This is a genomic window from Burkholderia sp. B21-005 (assembly GCF_020843965.1).
Classification (GTDB): domain Bacteria; phylum Pseudomonadota; class Gammaproteobacteria; order Burkholderiales; family Burkholderiaceae; genus Burkholderia; species Burkholderia ambifaria.
Map to the genome: position 1 here is coordinate 3,237,937 of NZ_CP086301.1, position 12,143 is coordinate 3,250,079.

The following is a 12,143-nucleotide window of genomic DNA, read 5'->3' on the forward strand; positions in this document are numbered from 1 at the left end:
CGCGGGCCGGGAGCCGGGCTTCGCGCGTGCGTCAGGCCGCGCCGTCGGGCGGTGCGACCGCCTGCTCGATCGCGCCGAAGATCGACTTGCCGGCCGCGTCGAACATCTCGATGCGCACGGTGTCGCCATAGCGCATGAATTCGGTCTGCGGCGCGCCGTGCTCGATCGTCTCGAGGCAGCGCTTCTCCGCGATGCAGCAGTAGCCGCGCTTCGCGTCCTTGTTCGACACGGTGCCCGAGCCAACGATCGAGCCGGCACGCAGGTTGCGCGTCTTCGCCGCGTGCGCGACCAGCTGGCCGAAGTGGAACACCATGTCGGTGCCCGCGTCGGGCTGGCCGACCTTCTTGCCGTTCCAGTGGACGATCATCGGCCGGTGCACGCGGCCTTCGCGCCATTCGTCGCCGAGCTCGTCGAGCGTCACCGCGACCGGCGCGAACGCGGTGGCCGGCTTGCTCTGGAAGAAGCCGAAGCCCTTCGCGAGCTCGGCCGGAATCAGGTTACGCAACGACACGTCGTTCACGAGCGTGACGAGCCGTACGGCCTTCAGCGCGTCGTCGGGCGATGCGCTCATCGGCACGTCGCCGGTGATCACCGCGACTTCCGCCTCGAAGTCGATGCCCCACTCCTCGGACGCGCACACGATGTCGTCGCGCGCGCCGAGGAAGTCGTCGCTGCCGCCCTGGTACATCAGCGGATCGGTCCAGAACTCCGGCGGCATCTCGGCGCCGCGCGCGCGACGCACGAGCTCGACGTGATTCACGTACGCGGAACCGTCGGCCCACTGGAACGCGCGCGGCAGCGGCGCCATGCAGTTCGCCGGATCGAACGCGAACGCGTTGCGTGCGCGGCCGTGGTTCAGCGCGTCGGACAGGTCGCGCAGTTGCGGCGCGTAGAACGCCCAGTCGTCGAGGACGCGCTGCAGCGTCGGTGCGATCGCATCGGCGATCGCCGCGGTGTGCAGGTCGCGCGACACGACGATCAGCTGGCCGTCGCGCGTGCCGTCCTTCAGCGATGCAAGTTTCATGGGGTGTCTGCCGTTGTAGTGACGATGGAGGGAATCTATTTTACGATGGTGAATCCGTGTGGCGCGCCACGATCGTGCGTGCCGCTTTCGTCCCGACCCTTGCCGCCTTGTCGCGCCCCCGTTGCCCATGCCCGCCAACCCGCTTCCCGACGACGATCTCGCTGATTCCGACACCGACGACACCGGCTCCGGCGAGCATGGCGAAGGCGGCGAGAAGGTCCGCTCCGGCATCCAGTCGATCGAGGTCGGCTTCCGCCTGCTCGAGGTGCTGACGAGCGAGCCGCGCGCGATGATGCTGCGCGACCTCGCGCAGCGCGCGGGCATGAGCCCTGCGAAGGCGCACCGCTACCTGGTGAGCTTCTCGCGGCTCGGCGTCGTGTCGCAGGATCCCGTGTCGGGCCGTTACGAACTCGGCGGCTTCGCGCTGCAGATGGGCCTCGCGCGGCTCGCGCGCGTGGACGGCGTGAAGCTCGCGCGGATCGCGCTGACCGAGTTGCGCGACCGCGTCGACCAGACGGTCGGCATCGCGGTGTGGGGCAATCAGGGCCCGACGATCGTGCATTGGATGGAATCGAGCCACCCCGCGAAGGCGTCGCTGAAGCTCGGTGACGTGATGCCGCTGCTCGGCTCCGCGACGGGCCTGCTGTTCGCCGCGTACCTGCCGCGCAGCAAGACCGCGGCGATGCTCGAACGCGAGCTCGCCGACACGCGCCGCTCGCCGCATCACGGCGGCCCGCGCACGCTCGAGGAAGTCGACGCGGTGCTCGCCGACGTGCGCTCGCACCAGGCCGCGCGCGTCGAAGGGATGCTGCTGCCGACGATCCACGCGTTCTGCATGCCGGTGTTCGATGCGGTCGGCGAACTGGCGCTCGCGATCGTCGCGCTGGGTCAGGAAGGCATGTTCGACATCGCGTGGGGCGGCGAGATGGACTCCGCGCTGCGCGCGTGCGCGCAGAAACTGTCTTACGAACTCGGCTATAGTCCGGACGCGCGCGACGCCTGACACGCGAGGCGCGCGACACCCGGGCGAACCCGCGCGATACAGCGCGAACGCGCGGCGCAGCCGGCGGTCCGATGGGTGTGACGTGCGGTTGTGACGTGCGTTATGCACGGCACGATCCGCCACGACTGCCCTAACCCTGTCCCGTTTTCGCCGATGCCGCCTGCCGACACCCGTCCTCGTCATGCCCTGCCCCGCCACTGGCTGCGCGCGGGCATCGCGATCGTCGTCGTGCTGGTGCTGCACGCGCTCGCCGCGTTGTGGCTGACGCGCAACCGCGAATCGTTCACGCCGCCCGCGCCCGCCGAGATACCGGTCCAGATCGAATTGCTGAAGCCGCGTCCGATCGAGCGCCAGCCCGCGCCGAAGCCAACCGAACATCCGGCCGAGCCTGCGCCGGCGAAGCCGGCTCCCGCCGCACCGAAGCCCGCGCCATCACCCGAGCCTGTCCTGACGTCGACGCAGACGGCCGAGCACGGCGAGCCGCCGCCGGCCGCCGCCTCCGCCGCGAGCGGCACGGCAGGCGCATCGGGCGCGCACGCGGCATCGGCCGGCGGCGCCAGCAGTGCCGCGACGCCGGGCCCCGCGACGAGCGGCGTGAAGTTCGTGGCGCCGTCGTCCGGCGATCTGCAATACGATACGTTCTACAACGGGATGCAGAACATGATCGGCACGATCCACTGGCGCACCGACGGACACACCTACGACCTGTCGGTGTCGATGCCCGTGCCGTTCGTCGGTCCGTTCACGTACCGCAGCGAAGGCCGCGTCGACGCGTTCGGCGTCGCGCCCGATCGATATGTCGAGAAACGCGGCAAGCGGCCCGAGGACATCGCGATCTTCAACCGCGAGATCCGTCAGGTCGTCTTCACGCGCACGCCGAACAACGCGCCGCTGCCCGACGGCGTGCAGGATCGTTTCAGCATGCTGATGCAGTTGTCGGGGCTCGTGCGCGGCAATCCGTCCGCGTACAAGCCGGGCGTCACGCAACAGTTCTTCGTGATCGACAACAACAGCGGCGAGACCTGGCCGATCACGGTGATCGGCGACGAGGACGTGCAGACGCAGACCGGCATCGTTCGCGCGCGCCACTTCATGCGGCTGCCGCGCCGCGCGGGCGACACGCGCCGCATCGACATGTGGCTCGCGCCGTCGCTCGACTGGCTGCCCGCGAGGCTCGTACAATCGGAACCGAACGGCGCGCAGATCGAGCTGCTGTGGCACGGCCGGCTCGCCCCGCCGAGCGCACCTGCCGACGACGCGACGCCACGCGCAACAAGTGCGCCCGCCAGCACCCCGGCTGCCGTCGCACCAACCGCGGAGCCGGCACAACCGGCGCCGCCGGCGGACGTGCAACCGTCCGCGCCCACGGGTTCACCGCCCGCGTCGACGCCCGCCGCGCCGTGACGACCGACAGATCGGCAATTTCGACCGATTAAAGTGATGGCCGAAATGGCCGATGACACTCTTTAACAACTATTTCAGTGCACCGGATCACAATAAGAAACGTTTGATAGACATCGGCTTCTAACCAATACACCCCACGCAAACGGGAGAACGGGGTGTGCAGCGCAAGCCCCTTGAAACCGGCACAGCCTGCCCCACCTACGGGACAACAAGGCCAGATGCCACTGCGAAGAGGAGTGCCGCCATGCAAATGATCTACAACAGCCCCAACTACTGCGTCGTCGAATTTGCGCCGCAGGCCGGCCACCATCTGATGAATGCCGGCGGATACGAAATCGTCGACAAGAACGCGCAACGCGAGATCTTCATTGACGGCGAACTTGCCGAGCGTTTCCGCGCACACGTGAAACAGCTGATCGAGGATGAGCCGTCGCTCGACGAAGTGGACGAATTCCTCGGACAGTTCGACAGCCTGATGATGATGCCCGTCGTCCTGCACTGACGACGCCCGGTCCGGCGCATCGCCGGGCCAATCGCCGCGCGCTGGCGCGGCGCCGCGAGCACTCTGATCCAAGCCCCCGTCCGGTTCGCCGGCGGGGGTTTTCGTTTGGTGGGGCCCGTGCGCGACCTGGCGCGCCTTCGCTGCACCAACCACGCTTGCCCGCACGCTTCGCGCCGGCGCCGCGCAAGGCCGGGCGGCGCCCCGGCGCACCGGCTACAATGACGGTTTTCCCGTCTTCGCCGGTCTTCCGCCATGTCTGCGACCCCTCTCGCTGCTCCCGTCCCGCTCGACGCGCCCTACACGCGCGGCGCCGAACTGCCCGCGCTGCTGAAATCGCGCATCCTGATCCTCGACGGCGCGATGGGCACGATGATCCAGCGCTACAAACTCGACGAGGCCGCCTATCGCGGCGAGCGCTTCAAGGACTTCCCGCGCGACATCAAGGGCAACAACGAGCTGCTGTCGATCACGCAGCCGCAGATCATCCGCGAAATCCACGACCAGTACTTCGCGGCCGGCGCCGACATCGTCGAAACCAACACGTTCGGCGCGACGACGGTCGCGCAGGCCGACTACGGGATGGAAGACCTCGTCGTCGAGATGAACATCGAATCGGCGCGGCTCGCGCGCGAATCGGCCGTGCGCTACGCCACGCCCGACAAACCGCGCTTTGTCGCGGGCGCGATCGGGCCGACGCCGAAGACGGCGAGCATCTCGCCGGACGTCAACGACCCGGGCGCGCGCAACGTCACGTTCGACGAACTGCGCAGCGCGTATTACCAGCAGGCGAAGGCGCTGCTCGACGGCGGCGTCGATCTGTTCCTCGTCGAGACGATCTTCGACACGCTGAACGCGAAGGCCGCGCTGTTCGCGCTCGACGAATTGTTCGAAGACACCGGCGAGCGCCTGCCGATCATGATCTCGGGCACCGTGACCGACGCGTCGGGCCGCATCCTGTCGGGCCAGACGGTCGAGGCGTTCTGGAATTCGCTGCGCCACGCAAAGCCGCTCACGTTCGGCCTGAACTGCGCGCTCGGCGCGGCGCTGATGCGCCCGTACATCGCCGAGCTCGCGAAGCTGTGCGACACCTACGTGTCGTGCTACCCGAACGCGGGCCTGCCGAACCCGATGAGCGACACCGGTTTCGACGAGACGCCGGACGTCACGTCGGGCCTGCTGAAGGAATTCGCGCAAGCCGGGCTCGTGAACCTCGCGGGCGGCTGCTGCGGCACGACGCCCGAGCACATCGCCGAGATCGCGAAGGCGCTCGCCGACGTGAAACCGCGCCGCTGGCCGAGCCACTACAGCGACGCCGCCTGACCGACCGCCCCAACGCCCGCCCTACCTCACACGAATTCGCACCGCCATGACCGATCACATGATGCGCCTTGCCGGCCTCGAGCCGTTCAACGTCACGTCCGGGACGCTCTTCATCAACGTCGGCGAACGCACCAACGTCACCGGCTCGAAGGCGTTCGCGCGGATGATCCTGAACGGCCAGTTCGACGAGGCGCTCGCCGTCGCGCGCCAGCAGGTCGAGAACGGCGCGCAGGTGATCGACATCAACATGGACGAGGCGATGCTCGATTCGAAGGCGGCGATGGTGCGCTTCCTGAACCTGATCGCATCCGAGCCGGACATCGCGCGCGTGCCGATCATGATCGACTCGTCGAAGTGGGAAGTGATCGAGGCCGGCCTCAAGTGCGTGCAGGGCAAGGCGATCGTGAACTCGATCTCGCTGAAGGAAGGCGAGGAAGCGTTCCGCCATCACGCGAACCTGATCCGCCGCTACGGCGCGGCCGCGGTCGTGATGGCGTTCGACGAGACGGGTCAGGCCGATACCTACGCGCGCAAGACCGAGATCTGCAAGCGCTCGTACGACTTCCTCGTGAACGAAGTCGGCTTCCCGCCGGAAGACATCATCTTCGACCCGAACATCTTCGCGGTCGCGACCGGCATCGAGGAGCACAACAACTACGCGGTCGACTTCATCGAGGCGACCCGCTGGATCAAGCAGAACCTGCCGTACGCGAAGGTGAGCGGCGGCGTGTCGAACGTGTCGTTCTCGTTCCGCGGCAACGACCCGGTGCGCGAGGCGATCCACACCGTGTTCCTGTACCACGCGATCCAGGCGGGGATGGACATGGGCATCGTGAACGCGGGCCAGCTCGGCGTGTACGCCGATCTCGACGCGGAACTGCGCGAGCGGGTCGAGGACGTGATCCTGAACCGCCGCGAGGATTCCACCGACCGCCTGCTCGAGATCGCCGACAAGTTCAAGGCGGGCGGCGCAAAGAAGGAAGAGAACCTCGAGTGGCGCAATCAGCCGGTCGAGAAGCGGCTTTCGCATGCGCTCGTGCACGGCATCACGAACTTCATCGTCGAGGATACGGAAGAGGTGCGCGCGAAGATCGCCGCAGCCGGCGGCCGCCCGATCAACGTGATCGAAGGCCCGCTGATGGACGGGATGAACGTCGTCGGCGACCTGTTCGGCCAGGGCAAGATGTTCCTGCCGCAGGTCGTGAAGTCGGCGCGCGTGATGAAGCAGGCCGTCGCGCACCTGATCCCGTTCATCGAGGAAGAAAAACGGCTGCTCGCGGAAGCGGGCGGCGACGTGCGCGCGAAGGGCAAGATCGTCATCGCGACCGTGAAGGGCGACGTGCACGACATCGGCAAGAACATCGTGTCGGTCGTGCTCCAGTGCAACAACTTCGAAGTCGTCAACATGGGCGTGATGGTCCCGTGCAACGAGATCCTCGCGAAGGCGAAGGTCGAGGGCGCGGACATCATCGGGCTGTCGGGCCTCATCACGCCGAGCCTCGAGGAAATGGCGTACGTCGCGTCCGAAATGCAGCGCGACGATTACTTCCGCGTGAAGAAGATCCCGCTCCTGATCGGCGGCGCGACGACCTCGCGCGTGCACACGGCCGTGAAGATCGCGCCGCACTACGAAGGCCCGGTCGTCTACGTGCCCGACGCATCGCGCTCGGTGTCGGTCGCATCGAGCCTGCTGTCGGACGAAGGCGCGACGAAGTACCTCGACGAACTGAAGTCCGATTACGAACGGATCCGCGAACAGCACGCGAACCGCAAGGCCCAGCCGATGGTCACGCTCGCCGAGGCGCGCGCGAACAAGGCGAAGCTCGACTGGGCGAGCTACCAGCCCGTGAAGCCGAAGTTCATCGGCCGCCGCGTGTTCAAGAACTACGACCTGAACGAGCTTGCGAACTATATCGACTGGGGCCCGTTCTTCCAGACCTGGGATCTCGCGGGCCCGTACCCGGCGATCCTGAACGACGAGATCGTCGGCGAATCGGCGCGGCGCGTGTTCTCCGATGCGAAGTCGATGCTCGCGCGCCTGATCCAGGGCCGCTGGCTCACGGCGAACGGCGTGATCTCGCTGCTGCCGGCGAACACGGTCAACGACGACGACATCGAGATCTACACCGACGATTCGCGCTCCGAAGTGCTGCTCACGTGGCGCAACCTGCGCCAGCAGAGCGTGCGTCCGGTGGTCGACGGCGTGATGCGCCCGAACCGCTCGCTCGCGGACTTCATCGCGCCGAAGGAATCGGGCATCGCCGACTACATCGGGATGTTCGCGGTCACGGCCGGCCTCGGCGTCGACGTGAAGGAAAAGCAGTTCGAGGCCGACCACGACGACTACAGCGCGATCATGCTGAAGGCACTCGCCGACCGCTTCGCGGAAGCGTTCGCCGAGGCGATGCACGCGCGCGTGCGCCGCGAGCTGTGGGGCTATGCGAGCGGCGAGACGCTCGACAACGAGGCGCTGATCGCCGAAAAGTACGCGGGCATCCGCCCGGCGCCCGGCTACCCGGCCTGCCCCGACCACCTCGTGAAGCGCGACATGTTCGCCGCGCTGCATGCGGAGGAAATCGGGATGAGCGTGACCGAATCGCTGGCGATGCTGCCGGCCGCGAGCGTGTCGGGCTTCTATCTCGCGCATCCGGACAGCCGGTACTTCTCGGTCGGCAAAATCGGGCAGGATCAGCTCGACGACTACGCGCGGCGGATGTCGCTGTCGCTCGCCGACGCACGGCGCGCGCTCGCGCCGCAACTCTGACCGATGCCAGCGGGCGGCCAGTCGCCCTTTTTATCAGACGAAATGAAAAGCCCGCTCGAAAGCGGGCTTTTTTTGCCTTGCCGACCTGCCGATCGGGTGGGCAAGGAAGCTCAGAAGCCCCAGTGCACGTCGGCCTCGCCGGCCTTCGCTTCGCGCAGCATCGTGAGGAAGGGTGCGACGCGCTGTGCCAGGCTCGGCGGCACTTCATGGTGTGCGTGGTCGACGTCGTCCTCGTGGAAGTGGCCCGCGTGCTCGGCGCGCTCCTGCTTCGCCTGCGCGACCGCGCCTTCCAGCTTGGCGATTGCGTGGTCCAGTTCGTCGTGCGTAATCACACCGCGCTCGCCCAGCTGCTTGCCGACGAGACCCAGCACATACACGGCGAAATCCTTCAGCACGTCGAGATCCTGTGCCGCCTTGCTCTTGAACGTAATCATGACAATTCCCTTTTCATCTTGTTGTGCCTGCGCGGCGCGGTTGGGGGGACGCCGGCAGACCGGCGTCCGGCCTCGCGAAGCCGGGGCGCCTGAGCGGCATATTAGCACCTGTTAAAATTCTGCGATCCCTGAAACGCGCGCTTAAAAAGCGCGCCGGCCGGCCGGTGTTTCCGGCAGCCACCAACGAAGCCTTCTACCAGCATGCTGCCAGCACACAAACAGACCCTCGAAGCCCTGCTCGCGGATAGCGTCACGCAGGTCGCACACGCGCTGAAAGGCGCCGACGCAGTGTTCGTCACCCCGGCCATCACGCTGGAGCGCCCGAAGGTCGCCGCGCACGGCGACGTCGCGTGCAACGTCGCGATGCAGCTCGCCAAGCCGCTCGGCACGAACCCGCGCCAGCTCGCCGAGAAGATCGTCGCCGCCCTCACGGCCCAGCCGGCCGCGCAAGGGCTCGTCGACGCGGCCGAAATCGCCGGCCCCGGCTTCATCAACCTGCGCCTGACGGCCGCCGCGAAACAGGCGGTGATCGCCGCCGTGTTCGAGCAGGGCCGCGCGTTCGGCACGTCGGAACGCGAAAAGGGCAAGCAGGTGCTGCTCGAATTCGTGTCGGCCAACCCGACCGGCCCGCTGCACGTCGGTCACGGCCGCCAGGCGGCACTCGGCGACGTGCTCGCGAACGTGATCGCGAGCCAGGGCTACGCGGTGCACCGCGAGTTCTACTACAACGATGCCGGCGTGCAGATCGGCAACCTGGCGATCTCGACGCAGGCGCGCGCGCGTGGCCTGAAGCCGGGCGACGCGGGCTGGCCGGAAGCCGCGTACAACGGCGAATACATCGCCGACATCGCACGCGACTACCTGAATCGCGAGACGGTCGCCGCGAAGGATGGCGAGCCGGTCACGGGCGCGGGCGACATCGACGATCTCGACGCGATCCGCAAGTTCGCGGTCGCGTACCTGCGGCACGAGCAGGATATGGATCTGCAGGCGTTCGGCGTGAAGTTCGACCAGTACTACCTCGAGTCGTCGCTGTACAGCGAAGGCCGGGTCGAGAAGACGGTCGACGCGCTGATCAAGGCCGGCATGACCTACGAGCAGGACGGCGCGCTGTGGCTGCGCACGACCGACGAAGGCGACGACAAGGATCGCGTGATGCGCAAGTCGGACGGCACGTACACGTACTTCGTGCCGGACGTCGCGTACCACGTGACGAAATGGGAGCGCGGCTTCACGCAGGTGATCAACATCCAGGGCTCGGACCACCACGGCACGATCGCGCGCGTGCGCGCGGGCCTGCAGGGTCTGCACATCGGCATCCCGAAGGGCTATCCCGACTACGTGCTGCACAAGATGGTCACCGTGATGCGCGATGGCCAGGAAGTGAAGCTGTCGAAGCGCGCGGGCAGCTACGTGACGGTGCGCGACCTGATCGAATGGTCGGGCGGCGCGGCACCGGGCCAGGAAGCGGCACCCGACCTGATCGACGAGGCGACCATCACGCGCGGCCGCGACGCGGTCCGCTTCTTCCTGATCTCCCGCAAGGCCGACACCGAATTCGTGTTCGACATCGACCTCGCGCTGAAACAGAACGACGAGAATCCGGTCTATTACGTCCAGTACGCGCATGCGCGCATCTGCTCGGTGCTCAACGAACTGAAGTCGCGCTACAACGTCGACGTGGCGCAGCTGCCGGGCGCCGACCTGGCGCAGCTCACGAGCCCGCAGGCCGTGTCGCTGATGCAGAAGCTCGCCGAGTATCCGGACATGCTCACGCACGCGGCGAACGAGCTGGCACCGCATGCCGTCGCGTTCTACCTGCGCGATCTCGCTGGTGAATTCCACTCGTTCTACAATGCGGAGCGCGTGCTGGTGGACGACGAAGCGCCGCGCAACGCGCGCGCCGCGCTCCTCGCCGCGACCCGGCAGGTGCTCGAGAATGGTCTGGCGGTGCTCGGCGTGTCCGCGCCCGCCAAGATGTAAGCGGCCCGAACGGGGCAGCGAATGGCCGGGGCAGGAGCGCCTGCCGCGGCCTTTTCACGATTCTTTTTGCAGGTGACTCAAGCAATGGCACAACCACGCCGAACTTCGAAGCAATCGAAACAAGCCGGAGGGACATTTCTTGGAATCGTGCTGGGCCTGATCGTCGGCCTCGCGATCGCGGTGGTGGTGGCGCTCTACATCACGCGTTCGCCGTCGCCGTTCGTGTCGAAGGTCGCACCGCCGCCGACCGACACCGGCGCGAGCCAGCCGCAGCAGTTCGACCCGAACCGCGCGCTGCAGGGCAAGACGCCCGGCCAGCCGGTGCCGCAGGCCGCGCAGTCCGCGCCGCCCAACACCGCGCCCGGCCAGGCCGCGAACCAGACCCAGGGCGGCCTGCTGCCCGAACCGCAGATCGTCGAGGTGCCGCCGTCGGGCAACGCGAACGGCTCCAGCGGCTCGAGCAACACCACCGCATCGAACAATGCATCGTCGGGCAACGGCGTCGCGGTCGCGCCGAAGCCGGCCGACAACACGCCGCCGCCGAAGAAGACGCAACAGGCGCAGCAACAGCAGCAAGGCGGCGAGGACGATCTCGCGCGCTTCGCCGCGCAGAAGCAGGCGCAGCAGGCGGCCGCGCAGAAACAGCAGCAACAGCAACTGGCCGCGAACACGCCGAAGCCGGCTCCGTCCGCGACGTCGGCCACGTCCGCCGCTGCAGCGAAGCCACCGACCGCGAACGACGCGAACACCGGCTACTTCCTGCAGGTCGGCGCGTACAAGACGGAAGGCGACGCCGAGCAGCAGCGCGCGCGACTGGGCTTCCAGGGCTTCGAGTCGAAGGTGTCGAAGCGCGATGTCAGCGGCGTGACCTATTTCCGCGTGCGCGTCGGCCCGTTCTCGAAATTCGAGGATATGAACTCGGCCCGTCAGCGCCTGTCCGATGCAGGTGTCGACACGGCGGTGATCCGCTTCACGAAGCAGTAAGCAACCGGCCGCGCCCACGCAGAACCCGTTACGTTTCGTAATCCGAGCAACTGATTCGACGCTTACAACATGAAAAAACTACTTAGCACGCTCCTCCTGTCCCTCGGCCTGGCCGCCGCGGGCTTCGCCCAGGCGTCGCCCGCCGCGCCTGTGTCCGGCAAGGACTTCGAGGTGATGAAGTCGCCGCAGCCGGTGTCCGCACCGGCCGGCAAGGTCGAGGTCATCGAGTTCTTCTGGTACGGCTGCCCGCACTGCTACGAATTCGAGCCGACGATCGAGGCCTGGGTGAAGAAGCAAGGCAACAACATCGAATTCAAGCGCGTGCCGGTCGCCTTCCGTGACGATTTCCTCCCGCACTCGAAGCTGTTCTACGCGGTGTCCGCGCTCGGCATCTCGGAGAAGGTCACGCCGGCGATCTTCAACGCGATCCACAAGCAGAAGAACTACCTGCTGACGCCGCAGGCGCAGGCCGACTTCCTGGCGACGCAGGGCGTCGACAAGAAGCAGTTCATGGACGCGTACAACTCGTTCAGCGTGCAGGGCCAGGTGAAGCAGTCGGCCGAGCTGCTGAAGAGCTACGCAATCGACGGCGTGCCGACGGTCGTCGTCCAGGGCAAGTACAAGACGGGCCCGGCTTACACGAACAGCATCCCGGGCACCGCTCAAGTGCTCGACTACCTCGTGAAGCAGGTTCAGGACAAGAAGCTCTGATCCCCGCCCGCGCG

10 protein-coding genes are annotated in these 12,143 nt (G+C 67.1%); 8 read left to right on the forward strand and 2 right to left on the reverse strand.

Annotated features, from left to right (window positions below; translation table 11 throughout):
• Positions 1-31 precede the first annotated feature (31 nt).
• Entirely contained in the window at positions 32-1,024 is a 993-nt protein-coding gene (locus LMA02_RS15075) for a fumarylacetoacetate hydrolase family protein (protein WP_175792379.1), read from the reverse strand.
• 127 nt (positions 1,025-1,151) lie between these two features.
• On the opposite strand from LMA02_RS15075, the gene LMA02_RS15080 reads away from it, so the two are divergent.
• From LMA02_RS15080 to metH, 5 genes are all read left to right on the forward strand, one after another.
• Positions 1,152-2,027, forward strand: coding sequence for an IclR family transcriptional regulator (locus LMA02_RS15080; RefSeq protein WP_228905902.1), 876 nt, complete (start codon positions 1,152-1,154; stop codon positions 2,025-2,027).
• 153 nt (positions 2,028-2,180) lie between these two features.
• A complete protein-coding gene (locus LMA02_RS15085; RefSeq protein ID WP_228905904.1) occupies positions 2,181-3,431 on the forward strand; it encodes a DUF3108 domain-containing protein in 1,251 nt (416 codons plus the stop codon).
• 244 nt (positions 3,432-3,675) lie between these two features.
• A complete protein-coding gene (locus LMA02_RS15090) occupies positions 3,676-3,933 on the forward strand; it encodes a DUF3567 domain-containing protein (RefSeq protein ID WP_006477667.1) in 258 nt (85 codons plus the stop codon).
• Between the two features lie 252 nt (positions 3,934-4,185).
• The gene (locus tag LMA02_RS15095) at positions 4,186-5,253 is read left to right on the forward strand and encodes a homocysteine S-methyltransferase family protein (RefSeq protein ID WP_228905906.1); all 1,068 of its coding nucleotides are present in this window, start codon (positions 4,186-4,188) and stop codon (positions 5,251-5,253) included.
• Between the two features lie 46 nt (positions 5,254-5,299).
• Complete coding sequence (gene metH, locus LMA02_RS15100; RefSeq protein ID WP_228905908.1) at positions 5,300-8,017, forward strand: methionine synthase; 2,718 nt, start codon at positions 5,300-5,302, stop codon at positions 8,015-8,017.
• Between the two features lie 110 nt (positions 8,018-8,127).
• Here the strand turns inward: metH and LMA02_RS15105 are convergent, their stop codons facing one another.
• Positions 8,128-8,451 carry a DUF1840 domain-containing protein gene (locus LMA02_RS15105; RefSeq protein WP_034176831.1) on the reverse strand — a complete coding sequence of 108 codons (324 nt, stop codon included), beginning with the start codon at positions 8,449-8,451 and terminating at the stop codon, positions 8,128-8,130.
• A 201-nt stretch (positions 8,452-8,652) separates the two neighbouring features.
• Here LMA02_RS15105 and argS point away from each other — a divergent pair, with 201 nt between their 5' ends.
• From argS to LMA02_RS15120, 3 genes are all read left to right on the forward strand, one after another.
• Positions 8,653-10,434 carry an arginine--tRNA ligase gene (gene argS, locus LMA02_RS15110; RefSeq protein ID WP_228905910.1) on the forward strand — a complete coding sequence of 594 codons (1,782 nt, stop codon included), beginning with the start codon at positions 8,653-8,655 and terminating at the stop codon, positions 10,432-10,434.
• An 84-nt stretch (positions 10,435-10,518) separates the two neighbouring features.
• A complete protein-coding gene (locus LMA02_RS15115; protein WP_175715463.1) occupies positions 10,519-11,418 on the forward strand; it encodes an SPOR domain-containing protein in 900 nt (299 codons plus the stop codon).
• A gap of 69 nt (positions 11,419-11,487) precedes the next feature.
• Positions 11,488-12,129, forward strand: a complete 642-nt coding sequence (locus tag LMA02_RS15120; protein WP_228905912.1) for a thiol:disulfide interchange protein DsbA/DsbL — start codon at positions 11,488-11,490, stop codon at positions 12,127-12,129.
• Positions 12,130-12,143: the final 14 nt, after the last annotated feature.

What these genes read in the sequence shown, in the direction of transcription:
- metH (WP_228905908.1), top strand. Translation starts at nt 5,300, where the DNA reads ATGACCGATCACATGATGCGCCTTGCCGGCCTCGAGCCGTTCAACGTC.
- LMA02_RS15090 (WP_006477667.1), top strand. Translation starts at nt 3,676, where the DNA reads ATGCAAATGATCTACAACAGCCCCAACTACTGCGTCGTCGAATTTGCG.
- LMA02_RS15085 (WP_228905904.1), top strand. Translation starts at nt 2,181, where the DNA reads ATGCCGCCTGCCGACACCCGTCCTCGTCATGCCCTGCCCCGCCACTGG.
- LMA02_RS15080 (WP_228905902.1), top strand. Translation starts at nt 1,152, where the DNA reads ATGCCCGCCAACCCGCTTCCCGACGACGATCTCGCTGATTCCGACACC.
- LMA02_RS15075 (WP_175792379.1), bottom strand. Translation starts at nt 1,024, where the DNA reads ATGAAACTTGCATCGCTGAAGGACGGCACGCGCGACGGCCAGCTGATC.
- LMA02_RS15095 (WP_228905906.1), top strand. Translation starts at nt 4,186, where the DNA reads ATGTCTGCGACCCCTCTCGCTGCTCCCGTCCCGCTCGACGCGCCCTAC.
- LMA02_RS15105 (WP_034176831.1), bottom strand. Translation starts at nt 8,451, where the DNA reads ATGATTACGTTCAAGAGCAAGGCGGCACAGGATCTCGACGTGCTGAAG.
- argS (WP_228905910.1), top strand. Translation starts at nt 8,653, where the DNA reads ATGCTGCCAGCACACAAACAGACCCTCGAAGCCCTGCTCGCGGATAGC.
- LMA02_RS15115 (WP_175715463.1), top strand. Translation starts at nt 10,519, where the DNA reads ATGGCACAACCACGCCGAACTTCGAAGCAATCGAAACAAGCCGGAGGG.
- LMA02_RS15120 (WP_228905912.1), top strand. Translation starts at nt 11,488, where the DNA reads ATGAAAAAACTACTTAGCACGCTCCTCCTGTCCCTCGGCCTGGCCGCC.